Genomic DNA, 23,731 nt, shown 5'->3' with positions numbered 1-23,731 from the left:
GCCGCGGGCGGCGCGGATCCCCCACAGGAGACACGCACTTGTCATAGAGGCAGAAGCAGGCGGTGCGCGGGTGGGAGAGAACCCGCTCAAGCCCAACGCCGTGTCACCGCAGGCTCCGCACATCCAGATGCCGCAGCACCCGGTCCACGATCTCCGGGTCCGCCCCCGGCTCACTCCGCGCGGACAACACCTCGTGCCGAGCCGCACTCATCATCTCGCCCTGAATCCGGCGGAATCTCTTGACCCGCCGGACCCGCTGCTCATGCCCCTCCCGCCGCTCCCCCTCACTCAGGTCCGGGCTGATCCGCAGCCCGATGTCGAGCGCCCGCCGCCGCAACTGTTCGGACACCTCGTCCGGCAGCTCCTCCACCGCCTCGATCTCCCTCAGCCTCCCCCGCGCGGCCTTCGCCGCCCGCACCGCGAGCTCTCTCTCGAAGGCCTTCTCGGCCTTGGTGTCGGACTGCACGCCGAGCCTCTTGACGATCCAGGGCAGCGTCAGCCCCTGCAGTACGAGCGTCGCCATGATCACCCCGAAGGCGATGAACACGATCTCGTCCCGGTCGGGGAAATCCGACCCGTTGTCCGTCTTCAGCGGAATCGCCAGTGCGAGGGCCACGGAGGCAACCCCTCGCATCCCCGCCCACCACATCACGACGGTCTCCCGCCAAGAGATCGGGATGTCCTCGTCGTAGTCCCGCTTGGCGTGCAGTCTTCGCGTCAGCCAGGTCGCCGGCAACAGCCACGCGAGGCGTACGAACACGACGACGGCGACGATGGCCGCGGCCCACCCGAGCATCTCCCCCCACCGCCCGGACGCCGTCCTGATCGCGTTGTGCAGTTCGAGTCCGATCAGCCCGAACGCGACGCCGGTGACCAGGGTGTCCACCACATCCCAGAACGACTGCCCGGCGAGCCGGATCATGACGTCGTCGGCATCGGTGGCGTACTCCGCGAGGAACAGCGCCGTCACGAGCACCGCGAGCACTCCGGACCCGTGCAGCTCCTCGGCCAGCACGTAGGAGGCGAACGGCACGAGCAGGGTCAGACCGACGTGCAGCGTGGCGTCGTCGAGCAGGCCCATCAGCTTGTTCGTGCCCCAGCCGAGGGCAAACCCCACGGCGAGCGCGATGACGGCGGACAGCACGAAGTCGAGGCCGGCCCGCCAGGGCGAGAAGGTCCCGCTGACAGCCGCGGCGATCGCGACGTGGTACAGCACGATGGCCGTCACGTCGTTGAAGAGACCCTCGCCCTCCAGGGTCGACACCAGTCGTCGCGGCAGCCCGAGTTGTCCCGCGACGGCGGTCGCCGCGACCGGGTCGGGCGGCGCCACGAGGGCGCCGAGCGCGACGGCGGCGGCGATCGGCAGCCCGGGCACGATCGCGCTGGCGACCGTGGCCACCGCCGCGGTGGTGACGAACACCAGCGCCACGGCCAGCAGGAAGATCGGTCGTTTGTTGGCCGCGAACTGTCTCCATGACGTGCGCCGCACGGAGGCGTAGAGCAGTGGGGGCAGCAGCGCGGGCAGGATCAGGTCCGGCGGGATGTCCACATTGGGCACGAAGTCGAGCACGGCGAGGACGATCCCGAGAAGCGTCATCAGCACCGGCGCGGGCAGCCCCAGCCGGTCCCCCAGGGGGACGCTCAGCACGGCCCCGAGCAACAGCGCGAACAACAGGGCCAACTGATCCACGGTCAACGCTCCGGCGGGGTGGTCTGGGCGATCAGGGAAGATCCAGACCCCAAGCGTGCCACGCGCCTACGACAAACCGTCGGCGACAGCCTCTCGGCCTCGCCTCAGAGCGTTTTGCGCATCGCCCGGTGCGCGATCCCGGCGTCCGGGAACTCCGCACCGTACGCCACGTACCCGAGCCGCTCGTAGAAACCGAGGGCATGCGTCTGCGCGTGCAGATCCACCGCGGCCAGTCCACGCGCGCGTGCCGCGTCCTCGATGGCGCGTACGAGCGCGGCGCCGACGCCGAGCCCGCGCTTCTCCTGCGTCACGGCGAGCCGCCCGAGCGATCCGACCGTCAGGTCACCGTCGGTCTTCGCGGCGGCGGCTTCGCCGTACAGGATGCGTCCGGTACCGAGCGGCACCCCGTCCGCGCGAACGGCCAGCACATGCAGCGCCACGTCGTCGTACGCGTCGTACTCGATGTCCTCGGGCACACCCTGCTCGCCGACGAAGACCTCCTTGCGCACCGCGAAACACGCCTCGCGGTCAAGGGCGTCCTCGGCGACCCGCACCTCGTCGTAGGAGGCACTCACGCGTAGCTCTCCTCACGGACCTTGTCGAGCGCTTGCTGCAGGTCCTCGGGGTAGCCGCTCTCGAACTCCACCCACTGGCCGTCACCGGGGTGCTCGAAGCCGAGCCGCACCGCGTGCAGCCACTGCCGGGTGAGTCCGAGCCGCTTGGCGAGCGTCGGGTCCGCGCCGTACGTCAGGTCGCCGACGCAGGGGTGCCGGTGGGCGGCCATGTGGACGCGGATCTGATGCGTGCGCCCCGTCTCCAGCTTGATGTCGAGGAGGCTGGCGGAGCGGAACGCCTCGATGAGGTCGTAGTGCGTGACCGACGGCTTGCCCTCCGCTGTCACAGCCCACTTGTAGTCGTGGTTCGGGTGGCGCCCGATCGGGGCGTCGATCGTGCCGCTCATCGGGTCCGGATGGCCCTGGACCAGCGAGTGGTACCGCTTGTCGACGACGCGCTCCTTGAACTGGCGCTTCAGCGAGGTGTACGCGCGCTCCGACTTGGCCACGGCCATCAGGCCCGAGGTGCCGACGTCGAGCCGGTGCACGATGCCCTGGCGCTCGGCGGCACCGGAGGTCGAGATCCGGTAGCCCGCGGCGGCGAGGCCGCCGATGACGGTGGTCCCGGTCCACCCGGGGCTCGGGTGCGCGGCGACACCGACCGGCTTCATGATCACGACGATGTCGTCGTCGTCATGAATGATCTCCATGCCCTCGACCGGCTCGGCGACGATCTGCACGGGCGCGGGAGCCTGCGGCATCTCCACTTCCAGCCAGGCGCCACCGTGCACCCGCTCGGACTTGCCGACCACCGAGCCGTCGACCGTGACCTTCCCCGCCGCGGCCAGCTCGGCGGCCTTCGTGCGGGAGAAGCCGAACATGCGGGAGATGGCGGCGTCGACGCGCTCGCCCTCCAGGCCGTCGGGCACGGGCAGGTTGCGGATCTCGGGAACGGTGCTCACCCGTCGAGTATGCCGGACGGGTCCGACATCACCCGACCACAGCCCGAACATCAGTGCCCGTGAGCGGCTCCGTACGCCGACCGCGCGCTCAATCCTTGTGGACGGTCCCGTCCGGGTCGAGGCCACGGAAGGACAGCAGCACGATCAGGATGCCGCCGCAGACGATCGCCGAGTCGGCCAGGTTGAAGACCGCGAAGTGCTTGGGCGCGATGAAGTCGACGACCGCTCCCTCGAAGACGCCGGGCGAGCGGAAGATCCGGTCGGTCAGGTTCCCGAGCGCGCCGCCCAGCAGCAGGCCGAGCGCGATCGCCCAGGGCAGGCTGTACAGCTTGCGCGCGAGCCGGGCGATCACCACGATCACGGCCGCCGCGATCACCGTGAAAATGATGGTGAAGGCCTCACCTAGACCGAAGGCCGCGCCCGCGTTACGGATCGCCTCGAACTTCAGCCAGTCCCCGATGATCTCGATCGAGTCGTGGTGCTCCAGCTTCGCGACCACGATCATCTTGCTGACGAGGTCCAGGACGTACGCCAGGGCTGCGACCGTGAACAGGACGGCGATCTTCCGCTTGCCCTTCGGCCGCCCGGCCGGGACCCCGCTCTCGTCCGCATCGGACCCCTCGGCAGGTGCCCTGTTCCCGTCCACGCCGGACCGCTCGGCCGGGACCCCGGTCCCGTCCACGTCGGAGCGCCCGTCCGGGGCCGACTCGTCCGAGCCGGACCGGTCGCCCGACGCCGCGTTCTCGTCGGACTGCTCCGGCCCGGACCCCGCCGCACCTGGGATGTCCGGCGTACCGATGATGCGCTCCGCCTCTGCCACGTGAGTCCCTCAACCTAGGTTCCTGACTGAGGACGAGGGTACGACACACCCTCTGGCGCCCACGTGCTCAGGAGCCCTCCCGCGCCGATCAGTAGCGGCGCTCCTGCTTCTGCTTGCACTCGACACACAGGGTGGCGCGCGGGAAAGCCTGCATCCGTGCCTTGCCGATGGGGTTGCCACAGTTCTCGCAGAGTCCGTACGTACCCGCCTCGAGGCGCTCCAGGGCCCGCTCGGTCTGCTCCAGCATCTCGCGCGCGTTGGCGTTGAGCGCCATCTCGGACTCGCGCGTGATGTTCTTCGTGCCGGTGTCCGCCTGATCGTCGCCCGCGCCGTCCCCGGAGTCCCGCATCAGGCCCGCGAGCGCTTCCTCGGACGACGAGATCTCGGAGCTCAGCCGCAACGCCTCCGACTGGAGCTCCGCGCGTGCCTCCGCGACCTCTTCCGGGGTCCAGGGGTCCTCGCCGGGGCGCACCGCGAGTCCGCCGGGCTCCACCACCGCGGAGACCCGTGCCTTGGGGACCGCGCCGGGCTTCTTCGCCGCCGTGGCCGTTCCAGGAGTCTTCTTCGCAACCACCGTCGTGGCTCCCGTCGTCTTCGCGGCCTGGGCCGCGCCCTGGGCCGCGGACGCGACCGCCTTCTTCGCCGCACTGCTGCTGCTCTTCTTGGCCGCGCGCTTCGCACCGGCCCTCTTCGTCGTACCGCCCTTCGTAGACGTCGTACCGTCCTTCGCCGGCGCCGACTCCTCCGGAACGGCCTCCGCCACCGCGGCCTTCTTCCCGACGACCTTTTTGGCCGCCGTCTTTGTGGCCACCGCCTTCTTGGCGGTGGTCTTCTTGGCCGAAGCCTTCTTGACCGCCGTCCTCGAAGCAGCCGTCTTCGAAGCAGCCGTCTTCGAAACGGACCCCTTCGAAGCAGCCGTCTTCGCCTTCCCTGTTGCCGCTTCGGGCGCTTCGGGCGCTTCGGGCGCCTCGGATGCCCCGGACGCCCTGGCGGTCCTCTTGGAAGCGTTCTTCACCGGCTTGGCGGCGGCGGTCCCGCCCTCCGCCGGTGCTCCCTGCGCGCTCTTCTTCCCACTCACGTCCTTGGCCGCCGGACCCGTGGATCTGCCGGACGCCGACTGCTGTACGGCGGTCTTCTTCGCCACCATGGCCGCGGCCCCTTCACATATTGTGATATTGCTCGCGAATCGTGCTGGGACGATAAATCGACTTCCGGGCCACGGCAACGGGGCACACCAGCGATTCGCCCGCCCCGCGGGTCCCGCACGACAAGCCTGCAAGCGTTGTGCCCAGCTCCCCGCCCGGTAATCCGCCGAGTCCGGCGTCCCAGGATCCGGACGTCGGCACCTCGCCATTCGGGTCACTTCGCAGGCCACCGGGCCACCCCGGAAAACCGGTCGGGCACTGTCCTCGCGGCGCCGTACACTGGGCGGAGCGAGAAGCGTGGATGGGGACGAGTAGCGGCGTAAGCGGCCAGGAGCGACCCGGGGGCGGTGGAAGCCCGGGGGCGAGCGCGACGCGAAGATCACCCCGGAGCCGCCGGAAGAAAGCCTCAGCCCAGCCGCCAAGGCCAGTAGACCCGGTATCGCGACCCCAATGAGGGGGCTCATCGGTGCGCACAGGGCATCGGAGGGCCAAGGAGGGTGGTACCGCGGGAGCGCGCCGCACACGGCGTCCGCAGCGGCTGCTAGGCAGCCGCACAGGCTCTCGTCCCTCCGACGGAAGGCAGCAAGTCCGTTGGAGGAAGCTCGCTGATGACAGCGCCGACGTACCGCCAGGTGCCCGCCCAGGTCGACCTGCCCGCCCTTGAGCACGCCGTGCTCGACTTGTGGCGCGAGCAGAAGATCTTCGCCAAGACCCTGGACCAGTCCGAGGGCCGCCCCGAGTGGGTGTTCTACGAGGGCCCGCCCACGGCCAACGGCATGCCGGGCGCCCACCACATCGAGGCGCGCGTCTTCAAGGACGTCTTCCCGCGCTTCCGCACCATGCGCGGCTACCACGTGGGCCGCAAGGCCGGCTGGGACTGTCATGGGCTCCCGGTGGAGCTGGCGGTCGAGAAGGAGCTCGGCTTCACCGACAAGCAGGACATCGAGGCGTACGGCATCGCCGAGTTCAACGCCAAGTGCCGCGAGTCCGTGACCCGCCATACCGACGCCTTCTCCGAGCTCACGACCCGCATGGGGTACTGGACCGACCTCGACGACGCGTACCGCACGATGGACCCCGAGTACATCGAGTCGGTCTGGTGGTCGCTCAAGGAGATCTTCAACAAGGGCCTGCTGGTCCAGGACTACCGTGTCGCCCCCTGGTGCCCGCGCGACCAGACGGGCCTGTCCGACCACGAGCTGGCGCAGGGCTACGAGACCATCGTCGACCCCTCCGTGTACGTCCGTTTCCCGCTCACCTCCGGTCCGCTGGCCGGCCGCGCCGCGCTCCTGGTCTGGACGACGACCCCCTGGACGCTGGTCTCCAACACCGCGGTCGCCGCACACCCCGAGGTCACCTACGTCGTCGCGACCGACGGCGAGGAGCAGCTCGTCGTCGCCGAGCCGCTGCTCGCCAAGGCGCTCGGCGAGGGCTGGGAGACCACCGGCGAGACCTTCACCGGCGCCGAGATGGAGCGCTGGACGTATCAACGTCCGTTCGAGCTCGTCGAGTTCCCGGAGCCCGCCCACTACGTGGTGAACGCCGAGTACGTGACGACCGAGGACGGTACGGGTCTGGTCCACCAGTCCCCCGCTTTCGGTGAGGACGACCTCAAGGTCTGCCGCGCGTACGGGTTGCCGGTGGTGAACCCGGTCCGTCCGAACGGCACGTTCGCCGAGGATGTGCCGCTGGTAGGCGGTGTCTTCTTCAAGAAGGCGGACGAAAAGCTCACCGAGGACCTCAAGGACCGCGGGCTGCTCTTCAAGCACGTGCCGTACGAGCACAGTTACCCGCACTGCTGGCGCTGCCACACCGCGCTCCTCTACTACGCGCAGCCTTCCTGGTACATCCGCACCACGGCCGTCAAGGACCGCCTCCTCCAGGAGAACGAGAACACCAACTGGTTCCCGGACACCGTCAAGCACGGCCGGTACGGCGACTGGCTGAACAACAACATCGACTGGGCGCTGTCCCGCAGCCGCTACTGGGGCACCCCGCTGCCGATCTGGCGCTGCACGGAGGATCACCTCACGGTCGTGGGCTCCCGCGCGGAGCTGACCGAGCTGACCGGCACCGACCAGTCGGATCTCGACCCGCACCGCCCGTTCATCGACGCGGTCACGTTCCCGTGCCCCCAGTGCGCCGAGACCGCCACGCGCGTGCCGGAGGTCATCGACGCCTGGTACGACTCGGGTTCGATGCCGTTCGCGCAGTGGGGCTACCCGCACAAGAACAAGGAACTGTTCGAGTCCCGCTACCCGGCGCAGTTCATCTCCGAGGCCATCGACCAGACCCGCGGCTGGTTCTACACGCTGATGGCCGTCGGCACCCTGGTCTTCGACAAGTCGTCGTACGAGAACGTGGTCTGCCTGGGCCACATCCTCGCCGAGGACGGCCGCAAGATGTCCAAGCACCTGGGCAACACCCTGGACCCGATCCCGCTGATGGACCGGCACGGCGCGGACGCGGTGCGCTGGTTCATGGCGGCCGGTGGCTCCCCGTGGGCGGCACGCCGCGTGGGCCACGGCACCATCCAGGAGGTCGTCCGCAAGACGCTCCTCACGTACTGGAACACGGTCGCCTTCCAGGCCCTGTACGCACGGACGTCCGGCTGGGCACCCAGCGAGGCGGATCCGGCCCCGGCCGACCGCCCGGTCCTCGACCGCTGGCTCCTCTCCGAACTCCACGCGCTCACCGACCAGGTGACACAGGCCCTGGAGGCGTACGACACCCAGCGCGCCGGAAAGCTCCTGTCGGCGTTCGTCGACGACCTGTCCAACTGGTATGTACGCCGCTCCCGTCGCCGCTTCTGGCAGGGCGACAAGGCGGCGCTGCGCACCCTGCACGAGGTCATCGAGACGGTCACGCGCCTGATGGCCCCGCTGACCCCGTTCATCACCGAGCGGGTCTGGCAGGACCTGATGGTGCCGGTCACGCCGGGCGCCCCCGAGTCCGTACACCTGTCCTCCTGGCCGGAGGCGGACCTGTCCGTCATCGACCCGGAACTGTCCAGGCAGATGATGCTCGTACGCCGTCTCGTGGAGCTGGGCCGCGCCACGCGCGCGGAGTCGGGCGTCAAGACCCGTCAGCCGCTGTCCCGCGCGCTGGTCGCGGCGACGGGCTTCGAGACGCTGGACCACGAGCTGCACGCGCAGATCACCGAAGAGCTGAACGTGAGCTCGCTGGCCTCGCTGAGCGAAGTGGGCGGCTCACTGGTCGACACCACGGCCAAGGCGAACTTCCGCGCCCTGGGCAAGCGTTTCGGCAAGGGCGTCCAGGCGGTGGCGAAGGCCGTCGCGGAAGCCGATGCCGCCGCCCTCTCCCTCGCCCTGCGTGCGGGGACGGCCTCGGTCGAGGTCGACGGTGAGACGGTGACGCTGGCCCCGGATGAGGTGATCATCACAGAGACCCCACGCGAGGGCTGGTCGGTGGCGTCCGACTCCGGCGCGACCGTCGCCCTCGACCTGGAGATCACCGAGGAACTGCGCCAGGCGGGCCTCGCCCGTGACGCGATCCGGCTGATCCAGGAGGCCCGCAAGAACAGCGGCCTCGACGTGGCCGACCGCATCGCGCTCCGCTGGACCTCCACGGACCCGAAGGTCATCGCGGCGCTCGCCGAGCACTCCTCCCTCATCGCCGACGAAGTCCTCGCCACGGACTTCACCCAGGGCGAGGCGGACGACACCTACGGCACCCCGTTCACCGACGAGCCCCTGTCCCTGACGTTCCGCCTCCGCAAGGCGTAACACCGACCGCTGGACGGACTGAACCCCTTCAGCCCGTCCGGCGTCCGAGGCCGAGCCCAGGCCCTCCCAATCCCTCGGCCAGCCAGTTTCAGCCCGTCCGGCGTTTGAGGACGAGGCCGCTCAGGCCGAAAGCGGGGGTCTGGGGGCGGCGGCCCCCAGGAGCAAGGGACGGGTAGGGGCGGAGGGGGCGAACACCCCCCACGCCCACCCCCACAACGCGCACAAACAAGAAGGCCCGGGACCACCAGCATCATGGTGGTCCCGGGCCTTCGACATCACGCCCGCACAAAAGGGCGAGGCCCCCGAAACCGGGGGCCCCGCCCTGAACGCTGCCGACGCCTCCTAAGGCGTACCGCAGGCCGTCAGTTGTCGTCCTCGTCGATGAGGAACCCACGCATCGGCGAGGGAGCCTGCTGCATCGGCGACGGCCCCTGCGGCCGCACCGGCGCCATCGGCTGAGTCATCGCCGGCGTCATCTGCTGCTGCCCACCGTAGGACGGCGGAGCCGGAGCCGGACCGCCCATCTGTCCGTAGGACGGCGCACTCGCACCGGCCGGAGCCATGGAGGGCGCGGAAGGCGACGGCAGCGACGCAGCCGCCGGAGTCCGCGGCGGAGCCAGCGAGTCATCGGCCTGGGTCTCCAGCTGACGCAGCTGGGACTCGAGGTAGGACTTCAGCCGGGTCCGGTACTCACGCTCGAAGCCGCGCAGATCCTCGACCTTGCGCTCCAGCGTGGCACGGGCGGACTCCAGGGAGCCCATCGCGACGCGGTGCTTCTCCTGGGCGTCCCGCTCCAGCGCGTCGGCCTTGGCGCGCGCGTCGCGCTCCAGGCCCTCGGCACGGCTGCGGGCCTCGCCGACGATCTTGTTGGCTTCGGAACGGGCCTCGGCGATCGCCTGGTCGGCGGTCTGCTGGGCCAGCGAGAGCACACGAGCGGCGCTGTCGCCGCCGGGGCCCTGACCGGGCTGCCCCATCTGCGGACCGTGACCGCCCATGGGACCACCCATGGGTCCGCCCATCGGGCCACCCATCTGCTGCTGCATCTGCGGCTGCATCTGGCCGGGGTGCTGCTGCATCTGCTGACCGGGACCCTGACCCATCGGGCCCTGTCCCATCTGGCCTTGTCCCATCGGCCCCTGGCCCATGGGTCCCTGACCCATCGGGCCCTGTCCCATCGGACCCTGACCCTGCGGACCACCCTGGCCACTGGGCCCGGCGGGCAGCTGCGGCGCACCGCTGGGCAGCTGGGGCGGGCCGCCCATGGGGCCACCCATCTGCTGCTGCGGCGGGCCCGATATGCCGGCGGGCACGGGGCCACCCGGACCGCGCATGCCCTGCGGCGGACCCTGCTGCTGGTCCTGCTGTTCGGGCGGCTTACGCATGCCCTGCTGCTGGTTCTGCGCAGCCGCGCGCGTGGCCGCCGCCAACTTGGCGCGCAGGTCCTCGTTCTCGCGGAGCAAGCGGGTCAGTTCGGCTTCGACCTCATCGAGGAAGGCATCGACCTCGTCCTCGTCATAGCCTTCTCGGAGGCGGACGGTCGTGAACTGCTTGTTCCGCACGTCCTCGGGGGTCAACGGCATCTCTTCACCTCAACGTAGTCGTCGGCATTCGGCAAGACCGTATCGTTCACAGCCGGCTCACGACGGAGATCAGGATGTAGACGATGATCATCAGTACGAAGAAGGACAGGTCGAGCGCCACGCCCCCGAGACGCAGCGGCGGAATGAACCGCCGCAGAAGCTTGAGCGGTGGATCAGTGACAGTGTAGGTGGCCTCCAGAACGACCACCATCGCCTTGCCGGGCTGCCATGAGCGGGCGAACTGGAAGACGTAGTCCATGACCAACCGGAAGATCAGCACGATGAGGAAACACATCAGCGCGATGTAGAGAACCTGCCCGACCACGCTCATGATCCGTGCTTCCCTCTCCCCTGTTTCCGTACGTTTCCGTACCTTGACTCCGGTCCTGCGTCTCAGCTCTGGTTGAAGAACCCGCCCTCTGCGATACGGGCCTTGTCCTCCGCCGTGACATCGACGTTAGCAGGCGACAACAGGAACACCTTCTGCGTCACCCGCTCGATGCTGCCGTGGAGACCAAACACCAAACCGGCCGCAAAGTCGACAAGTCGCTTCGCATCTGTGTCATCCATCTCAGTCAGATTCATGATCACCGGGGTGCCCTCACGGAAGTGTTCCCCGATGGTACGGGCCTCGTTGTAGGTCCGGGGGTGCAATGTGGTGATCCGGTAAGGCTCCCGCTCGGACACGACCTTGGGCATGATCACCGGGGCGTTCTTCTCCATGCTTTGACGTTCTTGTGTGATGGATGCCACGGGGGCGATTCGTGCAGGACGCCCGGATTCCGCGGTCAGCGAAGAGGAATGCGGCACCGACTCGCGCTGCGCGGGAGGATGTACCACTCGTACCGATTCGTCCCGTTGGGACTGATGCGCCTGGTGTGACTGGTGCGGCGGCTCATGCCGCCGACGGTCCCGCTCGGGCTCCGGGTCAAGCTCGGGCTCGAAGTCGTCATCGGGGTCGAAGCCCCTGCCGTCGTACCCATCGTCCTCCACGAGGCCGAGGTAGACCGCCATCTTGCGCATCGCGCCGGCCATGCTCTGAGTCCTCCGCTCTGTGGTGGATCGGCTGACGAGTTGCCAAGTGCCCGCGATCCACGAGGTCGTTATGCCCGCCCATCGGCGGTAATGACCATATTTTCTGCTGTGGTCCGACTTCTTGGCGACGTTACCCGAGCCTGGGTCGGACTCCGAGTACCGCAGTACCGACGCGTACATGTGTCGCTCCGGCCGCCACGGCTTGTTCGAGGTCCGTACTCATACCTGCCGAGACCATGTTCGCAGCCGGATGGGTGCGGCGCATAGCAGTCGACAAATCCATCAGCCGCTCGAACGCCGCCTGTTGGCGTCCGGCATAGGGTCCGGTGAGCGGCGCGACGGTCATCAGCCCGTCGAGACGGAGCCCCGGAGCCCCGGCGACCAGGTCGCCCAACTCCCCGATTCCGCCGACCCCCACGCCTCCCCGCTCCCCCCGGCCGCTCTCCTCCGCGTCCAGCGCGACCTGGATGAGACACCCCACCTCGCGCTCCGTCCGCACCGCCTCCTTCGACAGCGCGGTGACGAGTTTGGAGCGATCGACGGACTGCACGAGATCCGCGTAACCGAGCACGGAACGCACCTTGTTGGTCTGCAACTGACCGACAAAATGCCAGGAGAGAGGCAGGTCGGAACATTCCGCCGCCTTGGGTGCCGCGTCCTGATCCCGGTTCTCGGCCACATGACGCACACCGAGTTCGGACAGGATCCGCACATCACTGGCGGGGTAGGTCTTGGTGACCACGATCAGGGTCACTTCTTCACGCTTGCGCCCGGCGACCGCGCACGCCGCCGCGATGCGATTCTCCACTTTCGCCAGATTTCCGGCGAGTTGATCCTTGCGGTCCGTCATGTCCTATCAGTCCAGCCAGACATAACCGGCGAGCCGCCCGGTGGTGCGGTCGCGACGGTAGGAGAAGTGGTCCGCCGACTCGAGCGTGCACACCGGCGACTGCTCCCGGTCACGTACGCCGAGCCGTTCGAGCTGCGCGTGCACCCCCGCGACCACGTCGACCGACGGGGTACCCCAACTCGTCTCGGCGTACGCCGCGGATTCGACGGCGGCGACTTCGGCGCGCATCGCTTCCGGTACTTCATAGCAACGGCCGCAGACGGCGGGCCCGGTGCGCGCGACGATGCGCGCAGGGTCGGCGCCCAGCGACTCCATGGCGTCGATGGCCTCGGGCACGATCCCGGCGACCATGCCGGGCCGCCCCGCGTGCGCCGCGGCGACCACTCCGGCGACTGGGTCGGCCAGCAGGACCGGGACACAGTCGGCGGTGAGCACGGCGAGGGCGAGACCTCGGGTCGCGGTCACCAGACCGTCGACCGGCGGGGTGAGCCGACTGGTCCACGGCCCGTCGACCTCGGCGACGAGGTTGCCGTGCACCTGGTTCATCCAGACCACCCTGGCCGGGTCAAGACCCAGCGATTTGGCGGCCAGTTCACGATTGGTCCCTACGGCGTCGGGGTCGTCGCCGACCGCTCCGCCGAGGTTGAGCTCCTCGTACGGAACGGCGCTCACCCCGCCCCACCTGTCGGTGAAGGCGAAGTGCGCGCCGCTCACTGTGCTCGTTCCGGAGCGCTGTCCTATCACTTCAGGAAGTCCGGCACGTCCAGCTCTTCGGCCGCGCTGTCCGAGTACGAACGGGACGGCGGGACCGGCGGCGAGACCGGGATCTCGTTCACCGGCTCCGGCGCGGGCGCCGACGTCTCCTTCGGCGTGACGCTGCCGAGCGAGCCGAAGGACGGACGGCTGTCGGAGGACCGCACCGGAGTGGGCTCCTCGCGCTTGGCCGAGGACGAGCCGAGGATGTTGTCCCGCTTCGTCGGCGGCTGACCGCCGTCGAAGCCGGCGGCGATGACGGTGACCCGCACCTCGTCGCCGAGCGCGTCGTCGATGACCGCGCCGAAGATGATGTTGGCCTCGGGGTGCGCGGCCTCGCTCACCAGCTGGGCCGCCTCGTTGATCTCGAAGAGACCGAGGTCTGAGCCGCCGGAGATGGAGAGCAGCACGCCGCGGGCGCCGTCGATGGAGGCTTCCAGGAGCGGCGAGGAGATCGCCATCTCGGCAGCCGCCACCGCGCGGTCGTCGCCGCGGGCCGAGCCGATCCCCATGAGGGCCGAACCGGCCTCGGACATCACGGACTTGACGTCGGCGAAGTCGAGGTTGATCAGACCGGGCGTGGTGATGAGATCGGTGATGCCCTGAACACCCGACAACAGGACCTGGTCCGCCGACTTGAAGGCGTCGAGGACGGAGACCTGGCGGTCCGAGATGGACAGCAGCCGGTCGTTCGGGATGACGATGAGGGTGTCGACCTCTTCACGGAGTTCGGCGATGCCGTCCTCCGCCTGGTTGGCCCGGCGCCGACCCTCGAAGGTGAACGGGCGCGTGACCACGCCGATGGTGAGGGCGCCGAGCGAGCGGGCGATGTTGGCGACGACGGGTGCGCCGCCGGTGCCGGTGCCGCCGCCTTCGCCGGCTGTCACGAAGACCATGTCGGCCCCCTTGAGGACCTCCTCGATCTCCTCGCGGTGGTCCTCGGCCGCCTTGCGGCCGACGGCCGGGTTGGCTCCGGCGCCGAGTCCGCGGGTGAGTTCCCGGCCGACGTCGAGCTTGACGTCGGCGTCGCTCATCAACAGAGCTTGCGCGTCGGTGTTGATGGCGATGAACTCGACGCCCTTGAGACCGACCTCGATCATCCGGTTGATGGCATTGACACCACCGCCGCCGACACCGATGACTTTGATGACTGCGAGGTAGTTCTGCGGTGCTGCCACGTCGAAGGCCTCTCGCCTCGAGTTACGTGTCGTCGCCTCGCATGTTCGCGATCCGACGACTGATGCCGAATGGGACGGTCCGAACGCCGACCCGAACCCTAACGTTGAAGTTTAGGGTTACCAGTGTGTCTGTTCCTTGGACTCTTCCGAACAGGACACTAAGTCGACAAGTGGCGCACGTTCAACGAACACGCCGAACCTCCCGTTTTTCTTTTCACCCTATGTGATCAGCCGTAGCAGTGCCCAACCAGGGTGCTGGCCTGCGCAGATGTGCGTCAACTCCCTGATGACGCAGGGGCGGTGGGAACACTTACGTCGAAGTGCCGCGCCTCGGGAGCGGCTTTCATGAGAGCGGTGAGCGTACGGGCCTTCGCCACGCCCTTCTCGCCACTCCCCCACTCGACGGTCCGGCCGCCCTTCAACTCCAGCGAGATGGAGTCGTACGAGCCAACCTTGACGACTTGGGTGTCGCGGGCGACGGCGGCCGGAATGTCACCGGCGACCGTCACCGCCTCGCGCACCAGCCGGTCGGCCCCGAAGCGACGCAGGCCCACCGACTGAGAGACCGTCAATTCCAGTACGGGCACGCTCTTCGGAGCATCCGAAACCGTCGCGAAACGCACACCCTTGGCGTCCACTTCGACGAACTTTCCGCCCTTTTCTTCAATCAGGACCGGAGTGCGCTCGGTCACTTTCAGTCCGATTCCATGCGGCCAGGAACGGACGACATCAACCGAGTCAATTCGGGGCAATTTCCGCCGGAGTCGTTCCTCAATGGCGTCGGTGTCGATGGAAATCAGCGGCGATCCGACCGGAACATCGGCCGCTTCTCGCACCTGCTGATCCGTCAGTACCCGCATCCCGGAGGCCGATACACGCTCCACGCGCAGCCACTTCGAGCCGTAGAGAACCCACACGGAAGCGGCGCCGAGCAACACCGCGGCGAGCAAAAGGATGATGAGCGTACGGGGCCGGGCCGGCCGCCTGATACGGGGCCGCCGGGGCGGGCCGGACTCCACCTTCTGCCGTTCGCCGCGCTCGGCGGTCGTCGGTCCGGCCACGCGCACTCCCTTTCCCTGGCTCGGTCCGCCTCCGGGGCGCCCAAGTCGGTGTCGAGAGCCCGACCGTGCTCAGCCCTTCGGGCCTCCGCGCGCTCGACCTCTCGACACCGACGCGCCCCTTCGGCTCACTCGCCGAGCGTTACTGGCGGCGGTGCGAGGCGATCGCCTCGTACACCATGCCGACGAGCAGGTCGTCGGCGTCCCGACGGCCGAACTCACTGGCGGCGCGGGACATCTCGTACAACCGGTGCGGGTCGCCGAGCACGGGCAGGACGTTGCCCTGGATCCACTCGGGCGTCAGGTCCGCGTCGTCGACAAGCAGGCCGCCGCCGGCCTTGACCACCGGCTGGGCGTTCAGCCGCTGTTCGCCGTTGCCGATGGGCAGCGGGACGTAGGCGGCGGGGAGCCCGACGGCGGAGAGTTCGGCGACGGTCATCGCGCCCGCGCGGCAGAGCATCATGTCGGCCGCGGCGTACGCGAGGTCCATCCGGTCCACGTACGGTACCGGGATGTACGGGGGCATTCCCGGCATCTGGTGGACCTGCGGCAGTTCGTTCTTCGGGCCGACCGCGTGCAGGATCTGGATACCGGCCTGCTGGAGGTAAGGGGCGACCCGCTCGATGACCTCGTTGAGGTGGCGGGCGCCCTGCGAGCCGCCCGAGACCAGCAGGGTCGGCAGCGCGGGGTCGAGGCCGAAGGCGGCGCGGGCCTCGGGGCGTACGGCGGCCCGGTCGAGGGTGGCGATGGCGCGGCGCAGCGGGATGCCGATGTAGCGGGCGCCGCGGAGCTTGCTGTCCGGGGTGGAGACGGCGACCTGGGCGGCGTAGCGCGAACCGATCTTGTTGGCCAGGCCGGGCCGGGCGTTGGCCTCGTGGACGATGATCGGCACGCCGAGGCGCTTGGCGGCGAGATAGCCGGGCAGGGCGACATACCCGCCGAAGCCGACGACCGCGTCCGCCTTGGTGCGCTCCATGATCTGCTCGGCCGCCTTGATGGTGCCGCGCAGCCGCCCGGGGACGGTGATGAGCTCGGGGGTGGGCTTGCGCGGCAGCGGGACTGCGGGGATCAGCGCGAGATCGTAACCCCGCTCGGGTACGAGTCGGGTCTCAAGGCCGCGCTCCGTGCCCAGTGCCGTGATGCCCACGGTCGGGTCCTGCCTGCGCAGGGCGTCCGCGAGGGCCAGCGCGGGCTCGATGTGGCCGGCGGTCCCCCCGCCGGCGAGTACGACATGCACCGAAATTCACCGCTCTCCGGACGAACGCGCCGCCGAGGCACGCCGTCGCATTGTGTTCCATCTCCGAGGCCCCGCGGCCCCCGCGGAGCCTCTCACCGCAGCCCGCCTTCTGCCAAAGCGGGGTTGCCGCATCGCGAGCGCCCCCCGCGCGGCGGGATCGTCGCGCGCGAAGGCGATCAGCAGTCCGATGGCGAACATGGTCGGCAGCAGCGCGGAACCCCCGTAGGAGAACAGCGGGAGCGGGACACCGGCGATCGGCAGCAGACCGAGCACCGCACCGACGTTGATCACGGCCTGGGCCGTGATCCAGGTGGTCACGCCTCCCGCGGCATACCTCACGAAGGGGTCCTCCGTGCGTCCGGCCACGCGGATACCCGCATAGCCTAGAGCCGCGAAGAGGGCGAGCACCGACAGCGTCCCCGCGAGGCCCAGTTCCTCCCCGGTGATCGCGAAGATGAAGTCCGTGTGCGCTTCGGGCAGTTGGCCCCATTTTTCCACACTGGCGCCGAGACCGGACCCGAAGAGGCCGCCGGAGGCGAGCGCGTAGATACCGTGCACCGCCTGCCAGCACTGGTCGTTCGGGCCCGGGTCGGTGGCACCGATGCAGGCGAGGCGGGCCATCCGGTTCGGGCTGGTCTTGATGAGGATGAAGCCGAGCGTCAGGGCGATGGACAGCACACCCCCGAAGAGCCGGGTGGGCGCCCCGGCCAGCCACAACAGCCCGAAGAGGATGGCCGTGAGGATGATCGCCGTCCCCATGTCGCCGCCGAGCATGATCAGCCCGAGCAGCATGAAGGCCACCGGAACCAGCGGCACCAGCATGTGCTTCCACTGCGCCAGCAGCCGCTTGTCCTGTTTACGGGCGAGCAGATCGGCGCCCCACAGCACGAGCGCGAGCTTGCCGAACTCGCTCGGCTGGAGCTGGAAGGGTCCGCCGACGGAGATCCAGTTCTGGTTGCCGTTGACCGCCACTCCTATCCCCGGCACCTGCACCAGGATCATCAGGAAGACGGAGCCGGCCAGTATCGGATACGCCAGCGCCCGGTGCAGCCGCACCGGCATCCGTGAGGCGACGAACATCAGCACGCCCCCGATACAGGCGGCCAGGAACTGCTTGCGGAAGAAGTACGACCCCGGCAGCGACAGCTGCAACGCCGTGATCTGCGAGGCCGAGTAGACCATCACCAGACCGAGCACGGTGATCAGCAGGCTGCCGCCGAGGATCAGGTAGTACGCGGTCAGCGGCCGGTCCCAGGCTTTGCGGACGCGTACGTAGAAGGTGTGCAGGGGGTTGTCGCGCGGGGGGCGGGCGGCGGTGGGCCGCTTCGAGGCCCGCTGGACCGGCGGCCGGCCGGTGCGGCTGCTGGGCATCACCGGCTCCCGTCGTCGCTGTGGGTGGGCGTCCCGCCGGGGATCTCCCCAGGCTTTTGGGACACGAGGGGAGGGAAGGGCTGGAACAGCGCCGTGCCACCGGCGGAAAGCCGCCGACGGAGCACCGACCACGATGGCGTCACGCGTCGCTCCCAAGGGTCCCGGGCGCCCGGGACAGCGGCTTCAGACCCGCCGTCAGGCGCTGGCGGCGCCGAGTTCGCGAACCGCTTCCGCGAAAGCGTCACCGCGCTTGTTGTAGTTGGCGAACATATCCATGGAGGCGCAAGCCGGCGCCAGCAGCACCGTGTCGCCCGCCTGAGCGAGCCCCCGCGCCTCCTGAACCGCCGCGAGCATCGCCCCAGTGTCGGTCCGGTCGAGGTCGACGACCGGTACTTGCGGCGCGTGTCGCGCGAGCGCTTCCCGGATGAGGGCCCGGTCGGCGCCGATCAGCACGGCACCGCGGAGTCGCTTTGCCGACTTGGCCACCAGTTCGTCGAAGGTCGCGCCCTTGGCGAGCCCGCCCGCGATCCACACGATCGACTCGTAGGCGGCCAAGGAGGCTTCCGCCGCATGGGTGTTGGTGGCCTTGGAGTCGTCGATGTACGCGACCCCGTCCACATCGGCGACGTGCGCGATACGGTGGGCGTCCGGCCGGAAGGCCCGCAGACCGTCCCGTACGGCCGCGGCGGGCACCCCGAAGGCGCGGGCCAGGGCCGCCGCCGCGAGCGCGTTGGCGATGTTGTGCGGGGCGGGCGGATTGACGTCCGACACCTCCGCCAGCTCCTGGGCGTTCTTCTGCCGGTTGTCGACAAAGGCACGGTCGACCAGGATGCCGTCCACGACACCGAGTTGGGAGGGCCCGGGCGCGGCGAGAGTGAAGCCGATCGCCCGGCAGCCCTCCTCGACGTCCGCCTCGCGCACCAGTTCCTCGGTGGCCTTGTCGGCCACGTTGTAGACGCAGGCGACCCGATTACCCTCGTAGATACGGCCCTTGTCGGCGGCGTACGCCTCCATGGAGCCGTGCCAGTCGAGGTGGTCGGGCGCCAGGTTCAGTACGGCGGCGGAGTGGGCGCGCAGCGAGGGCGCCCAGTGCAGCTGGTAGCTCGACAGTTCCACGGCCAGGACGTCGTACGTCTCCTCGCCGAGGACCGCGTCGAGGAGCGAGACCCCGATGTTGCCGACGGCCGCCGTACGCAGTCCTGCCGCCGCCAGGATCGAGGCGAGCATCTGGACGGTGGTGGTCTTGCCGTTGGTGCCGGTGACGGCGAGCCAGGGAGCCGCATCGGGGCCCCTGAGCCGCCAGGCAAGCTCCACGTCGCCCCAGACCGGGACGCCGGCCTCGGCGGCCGCGGCGAACAGCGGCTTGTCCGGCTTCCAGCCGGGCGCCGTGACGATGAGGTCGGTGCCCTCCGGCAGGGTGGCGCCGTCACCGAGGCGCACGGTGATGCCGAGCGCCTCCAGGTCCGCGGCCTGGTCCCGGGAGCGGTCGTCGTCGCCGTCGTTGACGACCGTGACGACCGCGCCGAGACCATGGAGCGCCTTGGCCGCCGGGATCCCGGAGACACCGAGGCCGGCGACGGTGACGTTCCTGCCCTGCCAGTTGGTCACTTCTGGGCTGCCCATCCTGCGTAGAAGACGCCGAGACCGACGATCACGCACATGCCCTGGATGATCCAGAAGCGGACCACGACAAGGACTTCGGACCACCCTTTGAGTTCGAAGTGGTGTTGGAGTGGCGCCATTCGGAAGACTCGCTTGCCGGTCATCTTGAAGGAGCCGACCTGGATGACCACCGACATGGTGATGAGGACGAAGAGGCCGCCGAGCAGGGCGACCAGAAGCTCCGTGCGGGAGCAGATCGCGAGACCGGCGAGCGCGCCGCCGAGGGCCAGCGAGCCAGTGTCGCCCATGAAGATCTTGGCCGGCGAGGTGTTCCACCACAGGAAGCCGAAGCAGGAGCCCATGAGGGCCGAGGCGACCACCGCGAGGTCCAGTGGATCTCGTACCACGTAGCAGGCGGCCGGGTTGGTGAGGGTCTGCGCGTTGGCGCAGGACTCCTGGAACTGCCAGACACCGATGAAGGTGTAGGCGCCGAACACCATCGTCGCGGCGCCGGTGGCGAGGCCGTCCAGACCGTCCGTCAGGTTCACGCCGTTCGACATCGCCAGGATCATGAACAGCGCCCAGACCACGAACAGCACCGGGCCGATGGACCAGCCGAAGTCCTGGACGAAGGAGAGCTTCGTGGAGGCCGGGGTGTTGCCGAGGTTGTCGGCGAACTGAAGGGCCAGTACCGCGAAGGCGATACCGACGGTCAGCTGTCCGGCCATCTTCGCCTTGGCCCGAAGACCGAGCGAACGCCGCTTGACGATCTTGATGTAGTCGTCCAGGAAGCCGACCAGACCCATGCCCGACATCAGGCCGAGCACCAGCAGACCCGAGAACGTCGGCGGTTTGCCGGTGATCACCTTGGACAGGAAGTACGCGATGATCGTCGCCAGGATGAAGGCGATACCACCCATGGTCGGCGTACCGCGCTTGGCATGGTGCTCGCGCGGGCCGTCGTCGCGGATGTACTGGCCGTAGCCCTTCCTGGCCAGCAGCTTGATCAGCAGCGGTGTGCCGATCAGCGTCAGGAAGAGACCGATGACGCCCGAGAACAGGATCTGATTCATCATCAGGCGACAACCTCGCCCTCAACGCCGCCGTCGAGCAGCGCGAGCGCCACCCGTTCGAGCCCGACCGACCGGGACGCCTTCACGAGCACGACGTCCCCCGGGCGCAGTTCACTGCGCAACAGGTCGACAGCCGCCTGTGCGTCGGACACGTGCACCGACTCCTCACCCCACGAACCCTCGTTATATGCGCCCAGTTGGAGCCAGGACGCTTCCCTGCCCCCGACCGCGACGAGCTTGCTGACGTTGAGTCGGACGGCGAGCCGCCCGATCGCGTCGTGCTCGGCGAGCGCCTCGTCCCCGAGCTCGGCCATCTGACCGAGCACCGCCCACGTACGACGCCCTCTGCCCATGGCCACGAGCGCGCGCAGGGCGGCTCGCATGGACTCGGGGTTCGCGTTGTAGGCGTCGTTGACGACCGTCACGCCGTCCGGGCGCTCGGTGACCTCCATCCGCCAGCGGGAGAGGGTGCCCGCCTCGGAGAGCGCACCTGCGATCTCGTCTGCGGACAAGCCCAGCTCATGGGCGACGGCGGCCGCGGCGAGCGCGTTCGACACGTGGTGCTCACCGTACAGGCGCATGGTCACGTCACTGCACCCGGAGGGTGTGTGAAGGCTGAAGGAAGGCTGTCCGCTCTCCGTGAGACGGACGTTCTCGGCGCGTACGTCCGCTTCGTCGGACTCTCCGAAGAGGATCACGCGTGCCTTCGTACGCGAAGCCATGGCGCGTACGAGGGGATCGTCGGCGTTGAGGATCGCCGCGCCGTCCTCCGGAAGGCCCTCGACCAACTCGCCCTTCGCCTGCGCGATCTGCTCACGGCCGCCGAACTCGCCGATGTGGGCGGTGCCGACGTTGAGGACGAGGCCGATCTTCGGCGGGGTGAGGTTCGTCAGGTACCGGATGTGGCCGATGCCGCGGGCGCCCATCTCCAGGACCAGGAACCTGGTCTCCTCGGTGGCGCTGAGCGCGGTGAGCGGCAGCCCGATCTCGTTGTTGAACGAGCCCGGCGTGAAGACCGTCGGCGCCTTGCTGCGCAGTACCTGCGCGATGAGGTCCTTGGTGCTGGTCTTGCCGGCCGAACCGGTCAGCGCCACGAGGGTCGCGCCGAGCCGTTCGACGACATGGCGCGCGAGGGCACCAAGGGCCGCCTGTACGTCCGCCACGACGATCGCGGGGACGCCGACGGGCCGGGAGGCCAGCACGGCCACCGCGCCCGCGTCGACGACCGCCTGGGCGAAGTCGTGGCCGTCCACGCGTTCGCCCACGAAGGCGGCGAACAGGCTGCCGTCCTTCACCTGGCGGGAGTCGATGACGACGGGTCCGGTGACCTGTACCGCCGGATCCGGTATGTCGTACGTCTGCCCGCCGACGACTGCTGAGATCTCGGCGAGAGAGAGGGCGATCACAAGTTCATCCCTGGGTCTTCTGGATAGCTTCGCGAAGCACCTGGCGGTCGTCGAAGGGACGCACCACCCCGGCGATGTCCTGGCCCTGCTCGTGGCCCTTGCCCGCGACCAGCACGGTGTCGCCCGGCTGCGCGCGGGCGACAGCGGCTGCGATGGCCGCGGCCCGGTCCTCGAAGACCTGGACCTCGCCGCGCTCGTACGCCGGCACCTCGGCGGCCCCCGCGACCATCGTGGCGAGGATCGCGAGAGGGTCCTCGGAGCGGGGGTTGTCGGAGGTCAGTACGGCGGTGTCGGCGAGCCGGGCGACGGCGGCGCCCATGGGCTTGCGCTTGGTCTTGTCGCGGTCGCCGCCACAGCCGAGCACCACGTGCAGGTGACCGGTCGTCACCTTACGCAGCGCGCGCAGGACCGATTCGACGGCGTCCGTCTTGTGCGCGTAGTCGACCACCGCCAGATAGGGCTGGCCCGCGTCCACCCGCTCCAGGCGGCCCGGGACTCCCGGAACGGCCGCGATGCCGTCGGCGGCGGTCTGCGGGTCGAGCCCGGCCGCGGCGAGGGCGACGAGCGCGGCGAGCGTGTTCGCGACGTTGAAGGTGCCCGCGAGCGGCGACCTGGCGTTGATCCGCTCGCCCTTGGGGCCGACGGCGGTGAACGTCGAGTCCATGGGGCCGATTTCGACGTCCTGGGCGCGCCAGTCGGCATCGGGGTGGCCCTCGGAGGAGAAGGTGACGACCGGGACGGTGGCCTCCTTGGCCAGCCTGCGCCCGTACTCGTCATCGAGATTGACCACGCCCAGCCTGCTGCGTTCCGGTGTGAACAGCTGCGCCTTGGCCTGGAAGTAGTCCTCCATGCCGGAGTGGAACTCCATGTGTTCCCGGCTGAGGTTGTTGAAGACGGCGATGTCGAAGACGCAGGCGTCGACCCGGCCGAGGACCAGCGCGTGGCTGGAAATCTCCATGGCGACCGCCTCTACCCCGCGTTCACGCATCACCGCGAACAGCGCCTGGAGATCGGTCGCTTCGGGCGTCGTGCGCTCCGACTTGATGCGCTCGTCGCCGATCCGCATCTCGACGGTGCCGATCAGACCGGTGGTGTGGACCGTCCGCAGACCGCCTTCGACGAGATACGCCGTGGTGGTCTTGCCGGAGGTGCCGGTGATGCCGATCTGGAGCAGGTCGGGCCCGGGGTGACCGTAGATCGTGGCCGCCAGCTCCCCCATCTGCCCGCGCGGGTCATCGACAACGAGGACGGGCAGGCCGGTGGCCGCGGCCCGTTCGGCGCCCGTCGGGTCGGTCAGCACGGCGACGGCACCGAGGCCGGCCGCCTGCGTCACGAAGTCGGCGCCGTGCAGGCGGGCGCCCGGCAGCGCGGCGTACAGGTCGCCGCGGCGCACGGCGCGGGAGTCGTGGGTGATGCCCGTGACCTCCACGGCAGCGCCCTGTTGCGTCTGGGCACCCAGCTGATCGGCAAGTTCCGCCAGGGGTGTGGCGGGGTTCTGAACCGGTCGTGGCGGCCCCGGATATGTCACAGGAACGCCCTTCTGGGTGGTTTGGGACTGATCAGCGTCTGGCACGGCGGTGAGCGTACCGGGCGCACCCCCGCCGGAGCGAAGTGAGGGCGTGGACGGGCCGCGCGGCGGGGTGTGCGGCACGGCGTGGTTCCCGGGATCGG

General features: G+C 69.3%; 19 protein-coding genes. 1 reads left to right on the top strand and 18 read right to left on the bottom strand.

The window, feature by feature from the left end:
* Positions 1-103: 103 nt before the first annotated feature.
* From AB0N66_RS02780 to AB0N66_RS02760, 5 genes are all read right to left on the bottom strand, one after another.
* Positions 104-1,690, bottom strand: coding sequence for a Na+/H+ antiporter (locus AB0N66_RS02780; protein ID WP_365427577.1), 1,587 nt, complete (start codon positions 1,688-1,690; stop codon positions 104-106).
* A gap of 104 nt (positions 1,691-1,794) precedes the next feature.
* Positions 1,795-2,265, bottom strand: coding sequence for a GNAT family N-acetyltransferase (locus tag AB0N66_RS02775; protein WP_365427574.1), 471 nt, complete (start codon positions 2,263-2,265; stop codon positions 1,795-1,797).
* Positions 2,262-3,206, bottom strand: coding sequence for an RluA family pseudouridine synthase (locus AB0N66_RS02770; protein ID WP_365427571.1), 945 nt, complete (start codon positions 3,204-3,206; stop codon positions 2,262-2,264). Before AB0N66_RS02770 ends, AB0N66_RS02775 begins: the two co-directional genes overlap by 4 nt.
* 88 nt (positions 3,207-3,294) lie before the next feature.
* Positions 3,295-4,026 carry a signal peptidase II gene (gene lspA / locus AB0N66_RS02765; protein ID WP_365427568.1) on the bottom strand — a complete coding sequence of 244 codons (732 nt, stop codon included), beginning with the start codon at positions 4,024-4,026 and terminating at the stop codon, positions 3,295-3,297.
* A gap of 88 nt (positions 4,027-4,114) precedes the next feature.
* Positions 4,115-5,173, bottom strand: coding sequence for a TraR/DksA C4-type zinc finger protein (locus tag AB0N66_RS02760; protein WP_365427565.1), 1,059 nt, complete (start codon positions 5,171-5,173; stop codon positions 4,115-4,117).
* 606 nt (positions 5,174-5,779) lie between these two features.
* Here AB0N66_RS02760 and ileS point away from each other — a divergent pair.
* Positions 5,780-8,917 (top strand): isoleucine--tRNA ligase, encoded by a 3,138-nt coding sequence (ileS, locus tag AB0N66_RS02755; protein WP_365427563.1) that lies wholly within the window; start codon positions 5,780-5,782, stop codon positions 8,915-8,917.
* Between the two features lie 362 nt (positions 8,918-9,279).
* Here ileS and AB0N66_RS02750 read toward each other — a convergent pair whose 3' ends face one another.
* The 13 genes from AB0N66_RS02750 to AB0N66_RS02690 form a co-directional block, all read right to left on the bottom strand.
* A complete protein-coding gene (locus AB0N66_RS02750; protein ID WP_365427560.1) occupies positions 9,280-10,497 on the bottom strand; it encodes a DivIVA domain-containing protein in 1,218 nt (405 codons plus the stop codon).
* A 46-nt stretch (positions 10,498-10,543) separates the two neighbouring features.
* Positions 10,544-10,828 carry a YggT family protein gene (locus AB0N66_RS02745; protein WP_028803186.1) on the bottom strand — a complete coding sequence of 95 codons (285 nt, stop codon included), beginning with the start codon at positions 10,826-10,828 and terminating at the stop codon, positions 10,544-10,546.
* A 62-nt stretch (positions 10,829-10,890) separates the two neighbouring features.
* Entirely contained in the window at positions 10,891-11,532 is a 642-nt protein-coding gene (sepF, locus tag AB0N66_RS02740; RefSeq protein ID WP_365427557.1) for a cell division protein SepF, read from the bottom strand.
* Between the two features lie 130 nt (positions 11,533-11,662).
* A complete protein-coding gene (locus AB0N66_RS02735; RefSeq protein ID WP_365427554.1) occupies positions 11,663-12,382 on the bottom strand; it encodes a YggS family pyridoxal phosphate-dependent enzyme in 720 nt (239 codons plus the stop codon).
* Positions 12,383-12,388: 6 nt separating this feature from the next.
* Complete coding sequence (gene pgeF, locus AB0N66_RS02730) at positions 12,389-13,126, bottom strand: peptidoglycan editing factor PgeF (protein WP_365427551.1); 738 nt, start codon at positions 13,124-13,126, stop codon at positions 12,389-12,391.
* Entirely contained in the window at positions 13,123-14,313 is a 1,191-nt protein-coding gene (ftsZ, locus tag AB0N66_RS02725; protein WP_365427548.1) for a cell division protein FtsZ, read from the bottom strand. Before ftsZ ends, pgeF begins: the two co-directional genes overlap by 4 nt.
* 275 nt (positions 14,314-14,588) lie before the next feature.
* Positions 14,589-15,374: an FtsQ-type POTRA domain-containing protein gene (locus tag AB0N66_RS02720; protein ID WP_365428455.1), complete on the bottom strand. Its 786-nt coding sequence runs from the start codon at positions 15,372-15,374 to the stop codon at positions 14,589-14,591.
* Between the two features lie 139 nt (positions 15,375-15,513).
* Positions 15,514-16,608: an undecaprenyldiphospho-muramoylpentapeptide beta-N-acetylglucosaminyltransferase gene (gene murG / locus AB0N66_RS02715; protein ID WP_365427545.1), complete on the bottom strand. Its 1,095-nt coding sequence runs from the start codon at positions 16,606-16,608 to the stop codon at positions 15,514-15,516.
* A gap of 6 nt (positions 16,609-16,614) precedes the next feature.
* Entirely contained in the window at positions 16,615-17,979 is a 1,365-nt protein-coding gene (gene ftsW, locus AB0N66_RS02710) for a putative lipid II flippase FtsW (protein ID WP_365427542.1), read from the bottom strand.
* Positions 17,980-18,174: 195 nt separating this feature from the next.
* Positions 18,175-19,602 (bottom strand): UDP-N-acetylmuramoyl-L-alanine--D-glutamate ligase, encoded by a 1,428-nt coding sequence (murD, locus tag AB0N66_RS02705; protein ID WP_365427539.1) that lies wholly within the window; start codon positions 19,600-19,602, stop codon positions 18,175-18,177.
* Positions 19,584-20,657: a phospho-N-acetylmuramoyl-pentapeptide-transferase gene (gene mraY / locus AB0N66_RS02700; RefSeq protein WP_365427536.1), complete on the bottom strand. Its 1,074-nt coding sequence runs from the start codon at positions 20,655-20,657 to the stop codon at positions 19,584-19,586. The genes murD and mraY overlap by 19 nt, the downstream gene beginning before the upstream one ends.
* Positions 20,657-22,060, bottom strand: coding sequence for a UDP-N-acetylmuramoyl-tripeptide--D-alanyl-D-alanine ligase (gene murF / locus AB0N66_RS02695; protein ID WP_365427532.1), 1,404 nt, complete (start codon positions 22,058-22,060; stop codon positions 20,657-20,659). Before murF ends, mraY begins: the two co-directional genes overlap by 1 nt.
* Positions 22,061-22,064: 4 nt before the next feature.
* Positions 22,065-23,588 carry a UDP-N-acetylmuramoyl-L-alanyl-D-glutamate--2,6-diaminopimelate ligase gene (locus tag AB0N66_RS02690; protein WP_365428451.1) on the bottom strand — a complete coding sequence of 508 codons (1,524 nt, stop codon included), beginning with the start codon at positions 23,586-23,588 and terminating at the stop codon, positions 22,065-22,067.
* Between the last annotated feature and the right edge of the window lie 143 nt (positions 23,589-23,731).

The organism is Streptomyces sp. NPDC093544 (assembly GCF_040683495.1).
Classification (GTDB): Bacteria; Actinomycetota; Actinomycetes; order Streptomycetales; family Streptomycetaceae; genus Streptomyces.
This window is presented reverse-complemented; position numbering and strand designations above follow the sequence as displayed.

Bases quoted from the DNA above. Each gene is read 5' to 3' on its own strand.
- murD (WP_365427539.1), bottom strand. From the start codon at position 19,602: ATGGGCAGCCCAGAAGTGACCAACTGGCAGGGCAGGAACGTCACCGTC.
- sepF (WP_365427557.1), bottom strand. From the start codon at position 11,532: ATGGCCGGCGCGATGCGCAAGATGGCGGTCTACCTCGGCCTCGTGGAG.
- AB0N66_RS02750 (WP_365427560.1), bottom strand. From the start codon at position 10,497: ATGCCGTTGACCCCCGAGGACGTGCGGAACAAGCAGTTCACGACCGTC.
- ftsW (WP_365427542.1), bottom strand. From the start codon at position 17,979: ATGCCCAGCAGCCGCACCGGCCGGCCGCCGGTCCAGCGGGCCTCGAAG.
- ileS (WP_365427563.1), top strand. From the start codon at position 5,780: ATGACAGCGCCGACGTACCGCCAGGTGCCCGCCCAGGTCGACCTGCCC.
- AB0N66_RS02760 (WP_365427565.1), bottom strand. From the start codon at position 5,173: ATGGTGGCGAAGAAGACCGCCGTACAGCAGTCGGCGTCCGGCAGATCC.
- AB0N66_RS02735 (WP_365427554.1), bottom strand. From the start codon at position 12,382: ATGACGGACCGCAAGGATCAACTCGCCGGAAATCTGGCGAAAGTGGAG.
- mraY (WP_365427536.1), bottom strand. From the start codon at position 20,657: ATGATGAATCAGATCCTGTTCTCGGGCGTCATCGGTCTCTTCCTGACG.
- AB0N66_RS02745 (WP_028803186.1), bottom strand. From the start codon at position 10,828: ATGAGCGTGGTCGGGCAGGTTCTCTACATCGCGCTGATGTGTTTCCTC.